Source organism: Pedobacter chitinilyticus, assembly GCF_003313385.1.
Lineage (GTDB): Bacteria > Bacteroidota > Bacteroidia > Sphingobacteriales > Sphingobacteriaceae > Pedobacter > Pedobacter chitinilyticus.
In genome coordinates this window covers 150938-172022 of sequence record NZ_QMHN01000008.1, presented here as the reverse complement: position 1 = coordinate 172022, position 21085 = coordinate 150938, and the positions used below count along the sequence as shown (strand labels likewise).

The window sequence follows — 21085 nt, the reverse complement described above, 5'->3', positions numbered from 1 at the left end:
AGACTAAAGTTAAGTAAATATTTTAAAATTGCAATCGATTGCATAAATAAAATTTGAAATATTTTTAAGGAATTTTTCGGTTACTCCATATTGGAGTATATATGATTAGAAAAAATATTCGTATCGATCATCCCCGAATAGATTATGATGTATTTTGGAAAAAATTAGCGTGTTAAAATTTTAATATATAAGTGCAGCAAATTTTTCTTGAAAAATCATTTAAGGAAACTCAAAACCTTCCTTTGGAAGTCATCTTTTTGAATTCTCAATTTTTTAAACTTTATTAGTTTTACTTATATCAAATATCACAATCAATTTCTGTAAGCCCGTGGGGCTATCTTGGTCTGTTTTTTAAAGAAGTTAGAAAAGTGGGCGGGTTGTTCAAAGCCTAGGGTATAGCTGATTTCAGAAATATTCCAATCTGTATGTTTCAAAAGGGCAATGGCTTCTGTCACCAAGCGCTGGGCAATGTGAAGGGTTGTGGTCTTTCCCGTAGTTGTTTTAACAGCTCGGTTGAGGTGGTTGGGATGGATGTTCAGTTTTTCAGCAAAGTCTTTGGCCGATCGTAAGCTGAACTGTTGGGAGCGAGTCTCGATGGGGAACTGTCTCTCTAGGAGTTCGTTAAATACGGCGGTGATCCTAGCATTGGCATCCGTATGTTGGTAAAGGTTTTCTGTAGGTTGTAATTTGAGCGCACCATGGATCATTTCCATGATATAGTTACGGATGAGGTCGAATTTAAATGCATAGTCAGAATTGATTTCATCCAGCATCTTTTCGAAGATTTGACTAAAATTCTTTTCCTGTTGTTGGTCAAGTACGTAAGCTGGTTTACCGTTGACGGCATACATCGGCAAGTCTTTTAGACTTCCGCGGAGGTGTTCGGCAAAGAAAGCATCCTTAAAAATACAGAAATAGCCAGTCACATCTTCGGTTAACGGTTCAAAGGTGTATGGCACCTGCGGATTGAAGAACAATAGGGTAGTGCCATCTACTTCCAGCGTTTTATCGCCATAATGGTAAAGGTGGCGACCACGCATGAAAGAGATTTTATAGAAGTCTCTGCGGGTATACTGTACGGGTGGTTTTCCAGGGGCATTGCAGTCTTCTAGACGGAATACGTTGAAGTGCCCAAGGACCGTATTGAGGCCTTCCCGTTTTTGGTTGAGTTTACGGTCATAAAAATCTTCTAGGGTTTCTAACGGTTCCATTTTGTAAAATTAAAACATTTTCAATTGATTTTAAGCTCAAAAAAAGGTCGCTCTAGAGCAATGCCTGAGCGACCTTTTGAGTTCATTATTCAAAAGAGGTTCGAGTCGCTAAACTTTCAAAAGTAGCTAGGTCGTTTTGTACCAGCTCTATCTTGTCTTTTGCCAATTGATAGGCATCCGCACCAAGGAATAAATGTAAGGCTGGGTCTGCCTGCACAGCTACCGCAATCATTACGGCTGCTGCTTTTTCTGGATCTCCAGGTTGGTTGGTATTAATTTGTTCTAAGTGATTTTGTTGTACCGCTCTGACATTTTGGTAAGCAGCTATTTCTGTTTTAGGTTTAACTATGGAACCCTCGCTCAGGAAATTGGTACGGAAATAACCAGGTAGCACTAAGGTGACATTGATACCGAAAGGTTTCACCTCGTGCGATAGTGATTCTGTTAATCCGCTTACGGCAAATTTAGTGGCGCAATAGATGCCAAAGGCTGGAAAACCACCATGATAACCGCCAATGGAACTAATGTTAAAGATATGGCCATTGTTGTTCTCCCTAAGGTGAGGCATTACATTTCTGATGACGTTCAAAGTGCCAAATACGTTGACCTCAAAATTTGCTTTTGCTTCATCACTAGTCAGTTCTTCTAAACCGCCAATTAGCCCATAGCCTGCATTGTTCACCACTACATCGATGGTGCCAAAATGCTTGATGGCTTTTTGAATGTTGGCCGCAACATCGGTTTCATTAGTCAAGTCCATGGCTAAAGGAAGAAATTGAGCTGTTGCATTTCCCAAGGCAGTTTCTAAACTTTGAATATCGCGGGAAGTGGCTGCTACTTGATAGCCTCGTGCTAATAATTGTTTTGCTAAGGTTAATCCTAGTCCTTTTGAGGCACCAGTAATTAACCAAGTTTTTCTTGTTTTCATTGCTCTTGTTTTTTGTTAGTACAAAGTTGGGGCAATGCGTAGCCCTATAGTTAGCACAACTCAAACAGATAATTGCAAAATTCAAACAATTTAAGCTTGATTGAAAATAGTATCGCTTAGTAGGGTAGATGACGCCAAAATATTACATTGGATAACGAATAATTAGAGAAAGTAGTCTTTCTCAAACCAAAGCCCTTAGACCATTTAATCTAAGGGCTTTTGGTTATTAGCGATGAAAGCTAGTTTAGCGTAAAAGTTTCCCAGCCAGCAATGGTAGTTCTGTTGCATTTCATTACCGATTGCCCGTTTTCTGAGGAAATGTATTTGCCGTTATTTCCTCTTAATGAAATGGTGCCGTTAGTGTTTACTATCCAGTCGAATTTTTCCCAATCGCTGATGGTCGTTCGATTGCAGGTGATGCCTGTTGTGGCGCCGTTTTCAGAAGATACGTATTTGTTCATGCTTCTGAGTGCCACTTTTCCGCCTCCGGCATCAACAATCGTAAAAGTTTCCCAAGTTGATGCGGTTGGACGATCACACATCATTGGATTTAAGCCGTTCTCTCCTGATACAAATTGGTTGTTAGGACCTTTTAATTTAACGCTTTGTCCAATTGGAGGAGTTACCTGTAAATTGCCAAGTTTCAACCATCCGTTAGAAAAATTGCCAGTAACGGCTAGCTGTATACCTGGTTTGTTGGCATTGGTTTTATCAATAATAGCTACGGCCCATGTATAGGCTGCAGGGGTTAAATCTACGGCTGTGGTGGTGAGGTTGTAAGCAACAGGATTGTTTTTAATCCATTTAGAAGGATCGCTCACATTATCTATAAATAGTTTTTTGACCGCTCCTGCAGCATCTAGGATAGCAAAGGCAACTCTGTATTTATAATTCCATTGAGGAATATTGTTAGGACAATAACCCCAACCCATATTTTTCCAGCGATGGCTTAAGTTTGCTATGGCTCCTGTCGTAATGGTATTGGGTAAAGAAACCTCATCGGGATATAAACGGTAACCGCCTTCGGCATTAAAGCGTTGTACCAAATTGAAGCTGTTTTGGAACCAAGAAGCCACTTCGCCCACACGGAAATCCATCATATTTACTGCCGCCTCGGCCGATGTATCAAACTCACCTTGCCTTACATCTTCAGGATGACCTTCTCTGTAATTGTTACTTGAGTCTATCCAGTAGCGATGTGTGCCTGTGGTAATCCATCCACCTTCCATAATAATTGGACGTTTATGTTTCCAGGTTGCTGCAAATGTTCTTTCCCAAGTCTGATAATAGTCGGTCATGGCAAAAGCATCATGTCTGAGGCTATACCCTTGGTTAATGGCTTTGGTGAGTAACATATCGCTATTGGCATTTACCGCACCCCAACTGGTGGGATGTCCAATGAGCCGGTGATAGTTCATTACCAGTGGTATTTTGGTGAAAGTTCTGTTGTATAATGCCATAAACCAATCTAAAGTTTCTTCTTTAGCTGTTTCTGTTTGTGCAGCGGTTAAAGTTCCTGGAGCCGCATAAACTACATTGTGTGCTTCTCCCCATTTGCCCAAACCATAGGCATCCATAAATGAAGTCACGACTGGATCATTGAAATCCTTAGCTAGTTCTTCAATAAACGTCGTATAATGCTGCCTAAAAATTGGATCTTGAGGGAAAGGAGTTTTTTGTGAAGTGACTGCAGGATTAGACAGCCAATAAGCAGCTCCGGCATCGAACACAAAAGCAGGGGTATTTTCACCCTGGTCCCGTCCATCTACTACAATACGGAAGGCGATAGGCAACCCTCTGGTTTTAACCCCGTTGATCAGTTTACCCATTTGCGAATTGAGGTCTCGCCAAGTATAAACCCCAGGACTTGGATTTAGCGATCTCCAGCTGGTTCGGATATAACAGGCGGAAGCATAGTCAATGGCTTTAACGTTGGTGCCCAATTGGGGTACAAAAAATTCAGAGTCCCAATAGGTATCAGTTGCATCTCGTCGGCCGTACATTACCCAGCCATTTAACGGGTTGCGTAAAAAAGTAGTGCTGTTGTAAGTAGGAGTAATCACTACGTTGCCAGGAATGGCGGCAATGTTAACGTCTGCTCTTTTGAGGGCGTCAATACTAGCGGAGTCTAGCAATTCTTTTTCAGGATTTTTAGAGCAAGAAATGGCGTGAAGGCATATGAATGCCGTTAGGGCGACCTTACCCAGTTTCATACAGTTTAGTTTTCTCATGGTCTTAACATTAAATATTTGGTTAGCAATTCTATGAATTCAATGTTGTTGTACCCAAAAGAGGTTCGGAAAGGAGCGGCTAGCTACACCATTTTAACTTTTGCTGTAGTTGAAATGGTTGGTTAATACTTGGTTACAGAGAGGTATCTCCTTTGGTATTGATAAAGCTACTTACAAACTATAGGTGGGAGGGTTCGTTTTCGTTCGGAAATGGTTCAATTTTGTACAGCAGGATTAGTGGCTGCATCGCTTCCTATTACTGGTTTTTTAATGTGGCGCTGGCGAGGTAAAAAGAATAAGTATCATGAGGTAGTTTATTTTTTGAAGCGCAAATTCACTGCAAGCCAAGTAGACTTACTAAGTTTTCGAAACTTCGTAAGTCTGTTTAAACACTAGATTATCTGAGTGTTTTGGGTGTACTCGTCCACCGTCGGTCTACCGTCGGTCCTCCGTCCATCCATCGTCGGTACTATTTCTGTAATTGGCGCCTTGATAAATAGGCTATGCTGCAATACATCATGGCATGAATTCTTCGCTAATTTTAGATGCTTTAAGATTTCGAATACTTATTCCAAATTTCCAGTTTTGCTTTTTGCCTAGTTAACCTTTAAGCTGGAAGTGCTTGTTCGTTAATGGCCAAAATAAGACTTATGAAGTTTTCTAAACTTCGTAAGTCTATATATTCCCATATTTATTACCTTTGCATCAGTTCTTGATTTATTCATCTTTTTAATATCAAGATATCATGACAGCATACCGCTACATATAACCCCTTTGTTCATTGCCTAGTAGGCAGTAATTCCTTTTTGTTTTTAAAATTAAGTGACGGTATAAATCAACTGTTGGTTTATCTGTTCCACTTCATAGGAATTTTGTGAGCATTGAAAAAGGGTATATCCTCATTAAGGACGAATTGTGATCCGAAATCAAGCTAAGAAAATTAAAATGAAAAGTGATGGACACCCATCAATGGAACTGCCGTATTAGATCGGCAAGACAGAAAAAACGAATCGTTAAAACAGATCGAGATAAACAATTAATAAAGTTACAAAAAAGACGTGAAGAACTTTATCAGCAACAAATGAGTTTGCCAATGGTTCCATTACAACAACCTTATCAGAGAGGTTGGAAGCGACTTTTTGTGTTGAGAGATGATGTTAAACGTAGTGCTAGCGCTCAGTTTTATGAAGCGTTATTGCCTAAAATAAATACAATACAATTTCATTATGACAAAACATTTAAAAAGAAGAAACGGAGAAAAAAACGTTATGGATACGAAATAAAACAGCAATTGTTGCGAGATTTTTCTACTCACAGCTGGAAAGTAAATAGGGTGGCCTTAACCGATGAAGAAAAAACCTGCTTTACCCAAGTAGAAATTTTCGATATAAAAACAAAGTGTAATGAAATTAGATACGTGCTCACGGAACCTTGGCGCTATGTACTAAAAATAGCTCCTCATATGGTTACCCATGTGAAAATGAAGGATCTTGATTTAGAAAGAGAGTTAGGTTACATAGAAACTCATATTGACGTAAACCATCTCGGACCACGGATCAATTTGCTTAGCTATGGGCGAAGCTACCGTTGGAAAAATCGTTTTGTCGAACGTACAAAATATCATAATAGGTTCAAAAAGCTATCCAAATATGCAGGTAAAGAAGCATATCTAGCGTCAGAAGGATAGTGGATATTTCAAACCTCGTAGGTTTTAAAACCTACGAGGTTTTTTGTTGCTGGCTAAATAGACTTATGAAGTTTTCTAAACTTCGTAAGTCTATTTAAACCTTTACACCCGCTGCATTTAGCATTAGGTTATGCAGCTCTGTATTGCGTACAAATGGATTCATTAAAGTACTACCAGGACCAAAAGCAGCCAATTCCACATAGTCCGCAGAGTGTTCCATCGAACCCCAGTTGACCGAAGTATATTCGCTTTGGATTTTTCCAAATCGTTCGAAAGGTAGCTTACGGACGTTGTACAATCCGCCACCGTCTAGTTTTTGATAATGTGTTAAAATGTCTTTTGCCTGCTCATTGGTAATGGTATAACCCTGCGCATCATTAATCATGGCAATGAGGTTTGCTGCGGTATCATTAGGCTTGATGCTATTCAACACCCAATCATTACTATGCTTAAACTTTTGGAACAAGTCAAACTTCTGATCAGCGTTTTCCTCGCCAAAAAGTCCTGGATTGCCATTTCCATGGTCAGTAGTGATAATTACCAAGGTATTTCTGTCCTTTTCTGCAAACTCAATGGCTTTTTCCACTGCCAAATCAAATTCTAGTTGATCAAATAACAAACCTGGGGTATCGTTAGAATGGGCTGCCCAATCTACTTTTCCGCCTTCTACCTGTAGCACAAAACCTTCCGCGTGGTCTTTCATCAAGTCAATAGCCTTTACGGTCATTTCCGACAAGGTAGGAATGGTATTCTGGAGTTTTTGATCGTGAGCATAATCTACACTAAAAGGTAAAGCATCATTGTCAAATACCGCAAGTACTGGTTTTTGATGATCTAGGGCCTGCATTTGTTGTTTTGTTTTAGCCAATTGATAATCTGCTTTCTCAAATTGACTATACACGTCTACTTTATCTTTCCTTTTAGATGGGTTAAAGTATTTGTCGCCTCCACCCATCATTACATCGAACCTAAGTGGCAAATATTGTAAAGCAATGCCATTTTGGTCACTTCTAGATTTATTACAAATGCAGAAGCCTGCTGGTGTAGCATGGGTAATGGGAACCGTAGTGACACAGCCTACCTTTTTACCTGCGGATTTAAACTTCTGTAAAATTGGCGTGTTAAATGAGCCATCAGCATTCACATTTAAGCTGCCATTGTTAACCCTTACACCACCTCCCCAAGCTGAGCTAGAGGCTGCGGAATCCGTCACCATAGAATCGGCAGAAGCAGTATCCATGAAAGCCCTTACCACTTTATTTTCACGGTAGAGTGAAATCCATTTGCTTTCTCGTCCATACATGCGTTGAGACAATAAATTCGCCATCGTTAGGGTGCCATTGCTCATGCCATCACTTACCAAAAAGATAATGTTTTTAGCGCTGCCAACTGCCCTTTCATCTGGTGCGAATAATTGCCCAAATGTTTCGGTAGCACTTAGTAAAGAAATACCCAAAGCGGATAGCGTGCCAGTTTTAAGAAAGTCTCTTCTAATCATAGCGCAAAATTAGCAGACACATATTAAGTGTAGATTAACTTGGTGCATGCGTCAGGTTAACTTTATGTTAGACTTCGTAAGTCTTAAAATCCTAATTTTTTAAAAACGGAGGTGTTTAGGTTATCTACAGCTACAAGTTTTAAGAACAAAAGCCTCTCTAAATTAATTGAATAATTTCTCAACAAAAGAGGTGTTAATGAAGCAACAGTAATTTGTAACTTTAAAAAGTTTAATGTGATTTTGGTGAAACATAATGCGCTTTATTTGCTCTAATAACGGCAATAGTTAAGATCATCTAAAAAGATATAGAAACAACAATGACGTTAATAGCCATCTTTTTCCCATTTATTTCATTCATCCTTAGAGGTAGAATCATTACAGGGATCATTTGTTTGATCTTACAAATTACTTTAATTGGTTGGATTCCTGCGGCAGTTTGGGCGGTCATCTCTTTGCAAAACTCAAGGGCAGACAGACGGAATGAAAGGTTGATTAGGGCGATGAACCGAAGGTAAGATGATGTGTCGTGGTAATTAATCGGATAGCTCATCGATGCTTTCAAGTACCCTTTCGTAATAGTTCAATTTGCTATTACCTTTAATCACTATCACCTCTACATCATTCACTTTTAGCAAATCGAGCTTGTATTGCGATAGCACAATATATTCTACGGGGATGTAATAGTAGATTTTATTGGTGATGGAAATTTTGTTTTTATAGAACTTGCTGCGGGCCCTAAAAGTCAGTAACCACCAAAGATCAGTTTCGATAAAATCAAGTGCCAAGCCAAAAATGAAGATGTCTTTGGTAAAGAATAAGTCAATCCATGACTGATTGACCAAAGGCTTTTTAGATTGCAATCTTTTCAATAAGGGTGCTTTGGTGACGGTCGAGCTCACATAGTCAGTACCCGTTACCACATAGTTGCGCATGTTTTGCAACTGTCCACAGTAATGCTCAAAACCTAAGTTAATGGACATGGGGTGATTAGCTTCACCATGTAAATGCCAGTAGTTAGTACCGTTTAATTCATTTCTTCTGAAAACACTGTACAGACGCTCAGCCACTACACCTGTATTTTTAAGCAAGTTGGTGCCCTGAAGCGTATAATCGTAATTGGTGGTCATTACATTGGCCGCAGACAATGCGCTAATTTGATGATGAATGTCGTTTTGATCAATCTTTGCAACGTTTGTGGCAATGAAAGTTTTTAAATCTTTCTCCTCAATCAGCTTGTTTTTGATGGCGGCTAAAAAAATCTCTTCATAAAGCATGGGGAAAGGTTTTTCCTTATGGATGGTCACCTTGTCTGATACCTTGCAAAAATCGGTAATCTTTTGAAGTAAATCTGCCCAGCTAATTCCTGGAGAAATATTATTGATGTCGTTTCCAATCAGCAGTGCAATATCTTTCATCTTGGCTCATTTGAGTAAAGCGAAGATATTATTTCTATTAAAAAAAGACAGTAGGCCAAACGCTTTTTATTTGTAGCTTTAAAACTCAATCATAGAAGAATTTTTAATGCTCGAATTCGAATTTAAGGAACAGCTACGCTCGGTTGCTCAAGATATTTTAAAGGAGGGAGATTTTCATGAATCACTTGCGCCAGCAATTTCAAAGTACCACCAATTATTATTTGAAATGTTGGAGATTGATCCAGACGATGAAAAAGAAAAGGAGCACATAGAAACCGAAAAAGGAAATGCCATAGGTACATGGTGGGCAGCTACTTGTGTGAAGGAAGTTTTTAGAACGCAACGTTTTGCAAAGGCTTTGGCGCAGGCTATTAGAGATATACAGTGCAATGAAAAAAGAACAGTACACGTATTGTATGCAGGAACGGGGCCGTTTGCAGCACTTGCCTTACCCATCATGCTCACATTTCAACCTACTGAAGTGCAGTTTACTTTATTAGAAATCAATCAGAATAGTTATGCGAAACTACAAGATCTCATGAAAAGATTGGATCTGTTACCTTATGTGAAAGAATCAAAGTTAGTAGATGCTACAAGTTATGTGTTAAAGAATTACGATGTTGATATTGTATTGAGCGAAACCATGAATCTGGCACTTTTTAAAGAACCTCAAGTAAGTGTCATGATGAATTTTGAGCGCCAACTAGGCAATAAGGCATTATACCTGCCCAACCAAATTAAGGTTGCTTTATGTAAACAAGGGCGTAAGGATTTGGAAGAGCTAAAAACGTTGATCAAGTTTGATCAATTAGGTATGGCTGAACTCAATAAAAGAACTAATGCTAATCAAGAGCTTTTTGAAAAAATAGCGTTAGAAGTTGAATTGGCACAAGGTGAAAGGTTATGCTATCATACAGAAATCACTATTTACAAAGGCTTTAAGCTTGGGCTTAATGATAGCTCCTTAACCTTGTTAAAATCTGTAAAGCCAAATATGCAAGCAGGAAGGTACCAGTTGAGTCTCCAATATCAAGTGAGCAACAATCCCGGGTTTGTGGTGGAAAGTAAAAATATCGACGTTCAAAACTAACAGTGTTATGTAACAATTGGCTACCAACCATTGCATTTTTGCCTCATTTGGCTAATTTTGGGGCGTTGAAAAGAGCCCTTCACATACTGCTGCTTAGCTTATATCTGCTTTCCTCTACTGAATTACAGGAGTTGGCCAAGCTGCCTGTGCTCTTTCAGCATTATTTCGAGCATAAAAACCTAGATAGTAACATTACTTTCTTCGCATACCTGGAACATCACTATAACGATATTCCCCATACGGACAACGACGAAGCAAGAGACAACCAGCTTCCTTTTAAAACACATGGTCTTTCGGCGACTAATGCCTTAAGTCCTGCGTTGCCACCTTCTTTTGGCCTGAGCCTTAAAAAGGTCTATCAAATACTGCCCAAACAAAAAATCTTGATCAACAATGATCATGTTCCAAATTCGGCCTATGCTGGAAAAATTTGGCAACCGCCAAAATCTGTAATCCTTTCTTAATACTTGAACGGCCTTTGTAAGGTCGTAATGATTAATTAGAAACGATTATCCCCATTTTTCATGCTGAATAGAATTATTGAGTTTTCTATTAAGAATAAACTCATTATTGGGCTATTTACCATTAGCCTTATCATATATGGAAGCTTTGAGCTGACCAAATTACCCATTGATGCCGTGCCCGATATTACCAATAATCAGGTACAGATCATTACTACGGCACCTTCCTATGGTGCTACCGATATCGAAAGATTGGTGACTTTTCCTGTGGAACAGGCCAATAGCAACATTGCTGGAATTAAGGAAATTAGGAGCTACAGCCGTTTTGGACTTTCCCTCGTTACCCTTGTTTTTAATGATGATGTAGATGTTTACTGGGCCCGACAACAAGTGGCCGAACGATTATTGGTAGTGCAGGAGCAAATTCCACAGGGAATAGGAAAACCAGAGATGGGACCTATCTCCACAGGCTTAGGTGAAATTTACCAATATGCCGTAAAACCCAAAAAAGGTTACGAAAAACGATACGACATTACCGAGCTGCGTACCATTCAAGACTGGATCATTAGACGACAACTACTGGGTGTTAAAGGTGTAGCCGAAGTAAGCAGTTTCGGTGGTAAGTTGAAGCAGTACCAAGTGACCATTGACCCTAATAAGTTGGTGGCGCACAAGGTAACCATCAGTGATATTTTTGATGCCCTGGAAAGTAATAATCAGAATACAGGAGGTGCTTATATCGAAAAACAATCTACGGTACTTTACATCAGAAGTGAAGGTTTGATTGGCGGTAAGGAAGACATCGAGAACATTGTGGTTAGAAATAATCAAGGTTCAACACCCTTGCTGATTAGAGATGTAGCGAATATCGAAATCGGTTATGCCACTAGGTATGGCGCATTAACCTTTAACAATGAAGGCGAAGTTTCGGGTGCCATTGTAATGATGCTGAAAGGCGCCAACAGCAATGTGGTGATTGATGACATCAAAGCCAAAATCAAACAAATAGAGCAAACCCTGCCCGAGGGCGTAGAGATTGTGCCTTTCTTGGATCGTACCAGTATGGTAAACAACGCCATTAAAACGGTAGAGACCAATTTGTTGGAAGGCGCATTGATTGTAGTGTTTGTACTGGTAATCTTCCTAGGCAATTTTAGGGCAGGCTTTATTGTCGCCTCGGTAATTCCTCTATCCATGTTGTTTGCCATCATCATGATGAACATATTTGGCGTAAGTGGCAACCTTATGAGTTTGGGGGCCTTGGATTTTGGTTTAATTGTAGATGGGGCGGTGATCATTGTGGAAGCGGTAATGCACCAACTCAGTCATAGTAAAAAGTTTGCAGGCCTATCCATCCTGAAACAAAATGAGATGGATCTGGAAGTGAAAAGTGCTTCGTCTAAAATGATGAACAGCGCTGTGTTTGGCCAAATCATTATCCTCATTGTGTACTTGCCTATTTTTAGTTTGCAGGGCATTGAAGGGAAGATGTTTAAACCGATGGCACAAACCGTTGCTTTTGCGCTGTTGGGTGCCTTTATCCTTTCGTTAACCTACATTCCAATGGTATCTAGCTTGTTTTTGAGCAAGAAAATCAAAACTGCACCTAATATTTCTGATAAGGTAATGGCCAAGGTGGAGAACAGCTACTCCAAAATGCTTCGTAAAGTATTGGGTATCCCAAAAATGGTGATTGGTGTAGTGTTGGCCTTGTTTGTGGCTGCGGTGGTGATCCTGTCTAATTTAGGAGGAGAGTTTATTCCATCCATTGAAGAAGGAGATTACGCGGTAGAAACGAGGGTGCTTTCGGGCAGTAATTTGAATACCACCATTGAAAATGTGCAAAAGGTAGCAGGTATCCTTAAAGCCAGATTTCCAGAGGTCAAGAACATTGTAGCCAAAATAGGAAGTAGCGAGGTGCCTACGGAACCATTGCCAATGGATATGGGGGATATGATCATTAACCTGAAACCTAAAAGCGAGTGGACTTCGGCCAAGACTTTCGAAGAATTGTCGGAGAAGATGGGAGCAGCGGCTAGCGAGATTCCAGGGGTAACTACCAGTTTCCAGTTTCCCGTACAAATGCGTTTTAATGAGCTGATGACAGGGGCTAGGCAAGATGTGGTGTGTAAGATTTTTGGGGAGGATTTTGATACCCTGGCACTATACTCTAAAAAACTGGGTAACTTGGTGAAAAAGGTACAAGGCGCAACCGAAATTTATGTAGAACAAATTTCTGGAACGCCTCAAATTGTGATCCAACATAACCGAGCAGCCATTGCCCAATACGGTTTAAACATTGCCGATATTAATAGAAATATCAATACCGCATTTGCTGGACAAAGCACAGGATTGGTGTTTGAAGGCGAGAAACGTTTTGATTTGGTAGTACGTCTACAGAACGATAAACGTAAAAGCATTAAAGATGTACAAAACCTGCTGATACCAACGCCCTATGGTAAGCAAATTCCTTTAGCGCAAGTAGCCTCCGTTGCTTTGGTAAATAGTCCTAGTCAAATCCAACGGGAAGATACCAAACGACGTATTTTGGTAGGTTTCAATGTGAACGGTCGTGATGTAGAAAGCATTGTGAATGAACTGCAGGAAAAGGTAAATGCCGAAATTAAATTGCCGACGGGCTACAGCATCACCTACGGTGGTTCCTTCGAAAACCTTAACGAAGCAAAATCAAGGTTGATGATTGCCGTGCCTGTATCGCTCATCCTGATTTTTCTATTGCTTTACTTCGCCTTTGGTTCTATCAAGTATGGTTTGCTCATTTATACGGCCATTCCATTATCTGCTATTGGTGGAATATTCTTGTTGGCTTTGCGTGGCTTGCCTTTTAGTATCAGTGCAGGAGTTGGTTTTATTGCCCTATTTGGTATCGCAGTATTAAATGGGATTGTACTGGTTGCCGAGTTCAACAACATTAAAAAAACTGGAGAACAGGATATGAAAAAAGTAGTGTTAGAAGGAACTAAAACCAGATTGAGACCAGTGCTGATGACGGCTTTCGTGGCTTCTTTAGGTTTCTTGCCTATGGCCATTAGTAATGGTGCGGGTGCTTCGGTGCAAAGGCCTTTGGCAACTGTAGTGATTGGTGGCTTAATGATTGCCACTTTGCTGACTCTATTTGTACTTCCTATTTTATATGTGAGTTTTGAAAAGGGTTTGAAAAGAAAAAAGAAGCATCTTAAAGCACTGACCATACTATTGGTTTGTTTTGGATTTTCTTCGGCCAATGCCCAGCAAAGTATTACGCTAAAAGCCACTTTGGATAGCTTGTACAAAAACAATATCAGTTTAAAGAGTAGCCAGCTAAGAGCAGATTATAGTCAGCAATTGAGTAAAACTGCTACCACGATTGCTCCCTTGAACATTAGTGGCGAATATGGCAAGTTCAACAGTAATTTGGTAGATAATAAATTGAGCGTTAATCAAAGCTTTAGCCTGCCTAATGTGTATGCACGACAAAAGAATAAATTATTGGAAGAGTGGAAGACCGCATTGTTACAGAAGGAGCTGAGCAAAGCAGAACTTACTAAAATTACTACGCAGGTGTTTTATGATTTGCTAGTGGTAGCACAACAACAAAAGCTTTACCAGCAAGCCGATAGTTCTTATAGAAAGTTAAGGCATTTGGCAGAGCTGAGGTTAAAGAGTGGCGAAAGTAATTTGCTGGAAAGGGCTAGTGCCGAAAACCAATTATTGCAGGTAAGCACCAAACTGAAAAACTTACAGATACAGGAGTTGACCCTACAACAGCAATTGGCCTTTTTAATCAATACCCCAATGTTGTTGAAGCCACAGGCTAGACATTTGAGGGCTGACATTACTTTTGCAGATACCCTAAACTGGACAAGTCATCCTTTAATTAAACTTCAGCAGCAGGAAGAGAAAGTTGCATTGGCAAGTACCAAAGCGGAACAGGCTAAACTATTGCCCGAATTTAATGTAGGTTATAACAATACCACATTAAGGGACGATATCAAATTTGATCAAAACGACCGTTTCCAATCCTTCCAGCTGGGTTTAAGTATTCCCTTGTTTGGTAGTTCGCAGCGTAACAAGATTAAATCGGCCAAGGTTTATCAGGAATATCGAAAATCGGAAACCGAAAATGCCAGCAGGCAGGTCAATACCAATTTAAAAGCAGTTTATGTACAATATCAGCAACAGTTGGATATCGTAGGTGGACTTGAAAAAGACGGATTGAAAACGGCCAAGGAAATTACCACTACTTTAAATAAACAATTACAGAACGGAGAAATCAATTACTTAGAATGGACGATGTTGAACAACCAGGCCATCGCCATTAAGGAGAGTTATTTTGAAGCCATCCAACAGTTGAACAAAAGCATTACAGAACTTAATTACCTTTTAGCGCAATAACATGAAGTACCCATTATATTTAGGAGCCTTAGCCATCAGCATGATGTTTGCCTGTAGCAGTAGCAGCGAAACCAAAGAAGAAGCCAAAGTTCCAATGAACGAAAATGAAGTAAGCTTAACGCCCGAGCAGGCAAAGCACATTAACCTGAAAACTGGTGCAGTGGCTTACGGCGAAATCAATGAAACCTTAAAGCTACAAGGTAAAATAGATGTACCCCCTCAAAACTTGGTGTCGGTGAGTATTCCCTTAGGAGGCTACCTTAAAACCACCAAAATGCTTCCAGGTACACATGTGAGCAAAGGACAGGTGATAGCCGTGATGGAAGATCCACAGTATATCCAAATGCAACAAGATTATCTGAACATCAGTAACAAATTAAGTTACGCCAGTAAAGAGCTTGCTCGCCAAAGAGAACTTAATTTGAGCAAAGCGAATAGCGATAAAACCCTTCAGCAAGCAGAAACAGAATACAAAAACTTGAAAGTGGAGCAAATGGCACTAACAGAAAAGTTAAAGCTGATCAATATCAATGCGGCACAGCTTAATGAAGGTAAGATTTCCAAATCAATCAATATCTATTCGCCAATTAATGGCTATGTAAGTAAAGTGAATGTGAATATTGGCAAGTATGTGACCCCATCGGATGTGATTTTCGAATTGATTAACCCAAGTGATATCCATTTGAACCTCACTATTTTTGAGAAAGACCTACACCAAATTAATATTGGTCAGCGAGTGATTGCCTTTACCAACGTGAAGCCAGAGGTGAAATACGAAACGAAGGTGATTTTAGTAAGTCATAATGTAGGCGAAGGGGGTAATAGCGAAGTGCATTGCCATTTTGAAAAATATGATAAAAACCTAGTACCAGGCATGTACATGAATGCTGAACTGCAATTCAAAAATCAAAAGGTTCAGTTCTTGCCAGAGGATGCAGTGGTAAGTTTCGAAAATAAGGATTATGTATTTGTTGAAATAGCCGCTCGTAAATTTATGATGCATGAAGTGCAGGTAGGGGAAACCTCAGAGGGTAAAACCGCCATTACTGCCGATTTGAAAGGCAAACAAGTGGTCGTAAAAGGAGCTTATTCGTTGTTGATGAAATTGAAAAATACTAGTGATGAGGAGTAAGTAGTGAGCTTTGAAACCCTCTCTCCCGAAAAGATCGGGATCTCTCCCTGAGAGAGAGAGGAATGCTTGGAAAAGTTTGTTCTTACTCATTTCTTGCGACTTTTAAGGAGCTCAATACTACTGCCTGTTCTTTATCCTTTTTAAGGAGAAAGTTAAAGAGGATTGTTTCATTTTGCAGTTACTTTCACTGGTGCGTCATTCCCGCGTAGGCGGGAATCTTAAAAGTCTACTAATGCATTACGATGCCCAATCGAGTTGGGCATGACGGATAAACCCTCTCTGCCTATTGGCATCTCTCCCTAAAAGGGAGAGAGCAGTGCTTAGGGAAGTTTGTACGTTTTAGCCAGTCTACCATAAAAACAAAAAAGCTTCGACCATCATATGGTCGAAGCTTTATATTGACAATGGACGTTCGTTAGTTTTTTAATGAAGCCATATCAATCACAAAGCGATATTTGATGTCACCTTTTAACAAGCGGTCATAAGCTTCATTGATTTGGTTCATGTCAATCATTTCGATGTCGGCAGTAATGTTGTGTTTGCCACAGAAATCAAGCATCTCTTGCGTTTCAGCAATACCACCAATCATAGAACCTGCAAAACTTTTACGGCCTAAGATCACACTAAAGGCTGCTACTGGTAGTGGTTGTTCAGGAGCACCAACCAAAGCTAATGAACCATCTACACGAAGTAAGCCTAAGTAAGCATTGATATCGTGTTCGGCAGATACTGCATCCAAAATGAAGTGCAATTTACCTCTGAATTTATTCATTTGTGCTGCATCGGTAGAAAGTACTACCTCATCAGCGCCCAAACGTTGTGCTTCTTTAAACTTACTTTCTGAAGTAGTGAAAGCGACTACGTGAGCACCCATGGCTTTGGCAATTTTAATACCCATGTGGCCCAAGCCACCAATCCCTACAATCCCTACGTTTTTACCTGGACCTACGTTCCAGTGTTTCAAAGGCGAGTAAGTGGTAATTCCAGCACACAATAAAGGTGCGGTAGCCGCCAGGTCAAGGTTTTCTGGAATGCTCAATACATAGTTTTCATCAACTACAATGCTCTCAGAATAACCACCATAAGTTTGAACATTTGGCAAATATTTATCAGGAGAATTGTAGGTGCCTGTCATACCAGGTTCGCAAAACTGTTCTAATCCTTCGTTACAATATTGGCACTCACGGCACGAATCAACGATACAACCGATACCGACTGTATCACCTACTTTGAATTTTTTAACGTGGTTACCTACACTTACTACCTTTCCCACAACTTCGTGTCCAGGTACATTTGGATAAATGGTATTATGCCATTCGTTTCTAGCAGTGTGTAAATCAGAGTGACATACGCCGCAGTAAAGAATTTCGATTTTTACATCATGGGCAGCTACTTCTCTCCGTGGAATACTGAGGCCTTGTAATGGAGCGTCGGCAGCCTCGGTACCATACGCTTTTACGTTGATTGTATTCATGATTATTATTTTTGTTTTGGGGTTTGTAATTCTAATTTATTAAAGTTTAGCCGTACTTAATAACATTAGCCATTGAACCATTGTTGATGTCGCCATTGGAGTACAAAATGATTATTGTGAATCTTTGTGCTAATAGGATATTTAAGTCTGTCTAGATTTTAATACCACAAAGTTCGTGCATTGTAGTCTTGATAGTTTATAATCTTCAAACCAATTATTAAGAATTTCAAACCATACTCTCGCAAAAGGTCGATGGGTTGGTTCCTGTCATCTTTTTAAAGAAGTTGTTGAAATAGGTAGGGTATTCGAAACCTAGGGCATAAGCAATTTCGGCAATATTCCAATCCGTATGTTGCAACAAGGCCCTTGCTTCGCGGGCAATGCGTTCGGTAATGTGTGTAGTGGTCGATTTACCTGTCGTTTCTTTTACGGCACGGTTCAGGTAATTCACATGTATGGCTAAGCTGCTCGAATAAGCTTGTGCAGTATTGAGCAATAATGGACGGTCTGGTGTTTCAATTGGGAACTGTCGTTCTAGCAATTCGAGAAAAACCGAAGCAATCCTTGATAAGGCATTTTTATGCTGATCGAAACTTTCTGAAGGCTGTAATTTAAGTGCTTCGTGAATGATGAGGTGAATATAATTGCGCATCAGATCATCTTTGTAAAAGTAGTCTGTTTGCTGTTCCTCAATCATTTTTTGGAAAATGGTATTCAAAAACTCCCGTTGTGTTTGACTAATGTTCAGGATGGGGGTGCCACCAATTTTAAAGAAAGGCGATTGTAATAAGCTTTCTGAACGTTCGGAGAGTTTTAGGAAATCTTCTGAAAATAAGCAAGCATAACCAGTATAGTTGGGTGAGCGTGTTTCCCATGAGTAGGGAACATGTGGGTTTCCAAAAAACAATACGGTATCATTGGCGTCAAAGCTTTTATCGGCATAGTGAATGGTACTGCTTCCAGTAGAAAGGCAGATTTTATAGAAGTCCTTTCGACTGTAAACCCTTGTCGCATTACAATCATCGTTTAGCTCCCATACATTAAAGCCTTTTAATTTAAGCTCGTTGTTAAATTTAGATACGGAACGTTGCGTTTTTGCTGCCATTGATCAAAGTTAAGAAAATCAATACACTTTGTTGATGGATTGAGATTAATGACAGGAGGTTTACATTATTGGGGAGTTGAATAGATTTGACTTACGAAGTAGACCCTCTCTCTGCCTGTCGGCATCTATTGATAAATATGTTATTGTGTTTTGGCATAAATGAGCTCGCTACGCTTCGGTTCTCCCTAGTAGAGAGAGACGAGGACTTGGGAAAGATTTGTGCATATACTTGAAAGTTTGTAGTTATATATTTGTTAGCACTATCCAATTCTCTCTACTTTTCAAGGAGAAAGTTAGAGAGAGGTTTGTTACGTGTTACATTACCTTTCACCACATTATTTCCTCGTAGGCTGGAATGACGAACGATGAGAGTTACAAACTTCCTAAGTTTTAAAAAACAAACCCTATCATTTTACCATAAGTTAATATAAGGGTAATTTAAAGTAAGTTTTGGGAAGATAATTTTGGCATCGTAGCATTTACGGCAGATGAGCAAAGATTATACGAAACTTTCCGATACGTTATTGATGCAGGAATGCAGTGAGGATAACCTTAGGGCGTTCAATGAATTATTTGCCCGTTACTTCGAATCCCTGTACAAGTTTTCACTTCATTACCTTAAGCAAACCGAAGTGGCTGAAGAACTAGCCATGGATGTAATGCACAACATTTGGCGCCGACGTGCCGAAATACAAATTAAAGGTGAGGTTAAAAACTACCTCTTTGCAGCGATGAAGAATACCCTGTTCAATCATATCCGCAAAAAGCAGTTGGCTACAGTAGATATTGACAGTTTAGGTGAACTTGAACATGCTAAAGATGCGGTGGACGAACAAATGGCCTACAAAGAACTGGAGCACTTGTACCAATTAAAATTGGAGCAGCTAAGCCCTCAACGCAAAAAGATTTTCCAATTAAGTAGGGAAGAACAATTGACCTATCCGCAAATTGCCGAAAAGATGGGGTTATCTATCAATACCATTAAAAGCCAAATGTTGGTTTCTTTAAAATACCTGAGGGAAAACATGCAGGAACATGTAGATATTACCTTGGCCTTCCTTGTATGCTATTTCTTAAAATAGATAACAGCCACAGATGCACAGATGATTTTTAGCTCATCAATGATTTGTCGATTATTATTTATCTTATTTTAGTTAATAGCTTCAATCTTATTTGCAAATTGTTACCAAGCCTTGCAATGCCTATTTTCTAACCAAATATTATCTGTGTATTTGTGGCTAAAATAAAGCTCAATAGCGAAGCAAAACTTTTTTTCATTTCCCACTCACCCTATCCCTTTAAAACTGGTGTCTTTATTAATGAAGGATAGAACAAATGAGTTTAGAAAACCAAAAAGCCTTGATTAAAAAGTATTTGGATGGACAATGCAGTCCAGAAGAATTGAAACAAGTAAGGGCTATACTAAAGAAGGATGATGCTCAACAGCTTTTCGACCAAATATGGGACGAAGAATGGGCACACCAAATAAATCCGCAACAAAATAACGCTACATCTCAACAACAACAACGTTGGAAACAAATGTTAGATCAACGGATTTTCGAGGACGCTTCGGCACCTACACCCCAAATAAAACCTTTTTATCAGCATAATCAATTTTGGCGTTACGCTGCGGTATGGTTAGTATTGATTTTAGGCGTTGCTTTTTGGCAAGTAAGTTCAAAAAAGGAGACTACTGTTGAGCAAACATTTGCTTTTACCGAAATGCAGAACCCCAAGGGGCAGCGTACCCAAATCATTTTGCCTGATAGTTCTATTGTTTACTTAGGCGCAATGAGTAAAATACGCTTCGCTAAAAAGTTTGCAAGTAATATCAGAGAAGTAGCATTGGAAGGTGAAGCATTTTTTGAAGTGACCAAAAATCCCAAAAAGCCATTCATTATCCATACAGGAAATATCAGTACCCAAGTATTAGGAACCTCCTTTAAAATTGATGCTTTTGCTGGGCAGCCTATTAAAGTATTGGTAAGTACTGGAAAAGTAAGGGTTGATAGACATATTAACCACCAAATACAGCCGATAGCCATGTTGTTGCCAGGGGAAATGGTGACTTGGAACGAAAATACCGCTAAGAAGGTATTGGCCAATGTTGACGTAACAGAGGTAACAGGTTGGAAAGATGGCAAGCTTCATTTTGATGAAACCAAACTGGCCGACATTGCCAAAATTTTAGAGCGATGGTACAACGTTAACATTGAAATTGTTAATCCTACTTTGGCTAAAAGATTGATTAAAGTGAATCTTACCACCAATATCTCCATCGTAAAAATCATGAATATTTTAAGTGTAGCTGGCGATTTCCACTATCAGATCAATGGAAAGGAAATCCATATTAATAACAAGGAAAGGAAAACTATGTAAATATCTCGACTACCAAAATAAAACGCCCTCCCTTTTGAGGAGGACGCCAATGCTTTAGGTTGCTTGCTTTTCGACGACA

The 21085-nt window shown here is 39.6% G+C and carries 15 protein-coding genes; 8 read left to right on the top strand and 7 right to left on the bottom strand.

Annotated elements, in window-relative coordinates; genetic code table 11:
- Window positions 1-311 precede the first annotated feature (311 nt).
- The 3 genes from DUT70_RS20350 to DUT70_RS20335 form a co-directional block, all read right to left on the bottom strand.
- Complete coding sequence (locus tag DUT70_RS20350) at window positions 312-1211, bottom strand: helix-turn-helix domain-containing protein (RefSeq protein ID WP_113649214.1); 900 nt, start codon at window positions 1209-1211, stop codon at window positions 312-314.
- 85 nt (window positions 1212-1296) lie between these two features.
- Entirely contained in the window at window positions 1297-2139 is an 843-nt protein-coding gene (locus DUT70_RS20345) for an SDR family NAD(P)-dependent oxidoreductase (protein ID WP_113649213.1), read from the bottom strand.
- A gap of 239 nt (window positions 2140-2378) precedes the next feature.
- On the bottom strand, window positions 2379-4370 hold the full coding sequence (locus DUT70_RS20335) for a DUF4832 domain-containing protein (RefSeq protein ID WP_205529853.1): 1992 nt from the start codon (window positions 4368-4370) through the stop codon (window positions 2379-2381).
- Between the two features lie 955 nt (window positions 4371-5325).
- Here DUT70_RS20335 and DUT70_RS20330 point away from each other — a divergent pair.
- On the top strand, window positions 5326-6057 hold the full coding sequence (locus DUT70_RS20330; RefSeq protein WP_113649212.1) for a hypothetical protein: 732 nt from the start codon (window positions 5326-5328) through the stop codon (window positions 6055-6057).
- 94 nt (window positions 6058-6151) lie between these two features.
- Here DUT70_RS20330 and DUT70_RS20325 read toward each other — a convergent pair whose 3' ends face one another.
- Window positions 6152-7555 (bottom strand): alkaline phosphatase, encoded by a 1404-nt coding sequence (locus DUT70_RS20325; RefSeq protein ID WP_113649211.1) that lies wholly within the window; start codon window positions 7553-7555, stop codon window positions 6152-6154.
- A gap of 317 nt (window positions 7556-7872) precedes the next feature.
- On the opposite strand from DUT70_RS20325, the gene DUT70_RS20320 reads away from it, so the two are divergent.
- A complete protein-coding gene (locus DUT70_RS20320; protein WP_113649210.1) occupies window positions 7873-8070 on the top strand; it encodes a YqaE/Pmp3 family membrane protein in 198 nt (65 codons plus the stop codon).
- An 18-nt stretch (window positions 8071-8088) separates the two neighbouring features.
- Here the strand turns inward: DUT70_RS20320 and DUT70_RS20315 are convergent, their stop codons facing one another.
- Window positions 8089-8970 (bottom strand): SIR2 family protein, encoded by an 882-nt coding sequence (locus DUT70_RS20315; protein ID WP_113649209.1) that lies wholly within the window; start codon window positions 8968-8970, stop codon window positions 8089-8091.
- A gap of 106 nt (window positions 8971-9076) precedes the next feature.
- On the opposite strand from DUT70_RS20315, the gene DUT70_RS20310 reads away from it, so the two are divergent.
- From DUT70_RS20310 to DUT70_RS20295, 4 genes are all read left to right on the top strand, one after another.
- On the top strand, window positions 9077-10060 hold the full coding sequence (locus DUT70_RS20310) for an SAM-dependent methyltransferase (protein WP_113649208.1): 984 nt from the start codon (window positions 9077-9079) through the stop codon (window positions 10058-10060).
- Between the two features lie 65 nt (window positions 10061-10125).
- The gene (locus tag DUT70_RS20305; RefSeq protein ID WP_128353411.1) at window positions 10126-10524 is read left to right on the top strand and encodes a hypothetical protein; all 399 of its coding nucleotides are present in this window, start codon (window positions 10126-10128) and stop codon (window positions 10522-10524) included.
- 60 nt (window positions 10525-10584) lie between these two features.
- Window positions 10585-14916, top strand: a complete 4332-nt coding sequence (locus tag DUT70_RS20300; protein WP_113649206.1) for a CusA/CzcA family heavy metal efflux RND transporter — start codon at window positions 10585-10587, stop codon at window positions 14914-14916.
- Between the two features lies 1 nt (window position 14917).
- Window positions 14918-16048, top strand: coding sequence for an efflux RND transporter periplasmic adaptor subunit (locus DUT70_RS20295; RefSeq protein ID WP_113649205.1), 1131 nt, complete (start codon window positions 14918-14920; stop codon window positions 16046-16048).
- A gap of 415 nt (window positions 16049-16463) precedes the next feature.
- On the opposite strand, the gene DUT70_RS20290 is transcribed toward DUT70_RS20295, so the two are convergent.
- Both DUT70_RS20290 and DUT70_RS20285 read right to left on the bottom strand, forming a co-directional pair.
- Complete coding sequence (locus tag DUT70_RS20290) at window positions 16464-17522, bottom strand: NAD(P)-dependent alcohol dehydrogenase (protein WP_113649204.1); 1059 nt, start codon at window positions 17520-17522, stop codon at window positions 16464-16466.
- 226 nt (window positions 17523-17748) lie between these two features.
- A complete protein-coding gene (locus DUT70_RS20285) occupies window positions 17749-18627 on the bottom strand; it encodes a helix-turn-helix domain-containing protein (RefSeq protein ID WP_113649203.1) in 879 nt (292 codons plus the stop codon).
- Between the two features lie 488 nt (window positions 18628-19115).
- Between DUT70_RS20285 and DUT70_RS20280 the strand changes: the two genes are divergently transcribed.
- Complete coding sequence (locus DUT70_RS20280; RefSeq protein WP_113649202.1) at window positions 19116-19709, top strand: RNA polymerase sigma factor; 594 nt, start codon at window positions 19116-19118, stop codon at window positions 19707-19709.
- A 253-nt stretch (window positions 19710-19962) separates the two neighbouring features.
- Window positions 19963-21006: a FecR family protein gene (locus DUT70_RS20275; RefSeq protein ID WP_113649201.1), complete on the top strand. Its 1044-nt coding sequence runs from the start codon at window positions 19963-19965 to the stop codon at window positions 21004-21006.
- Window positions 21007-21085: the final 79 nt, after the last annotated feature.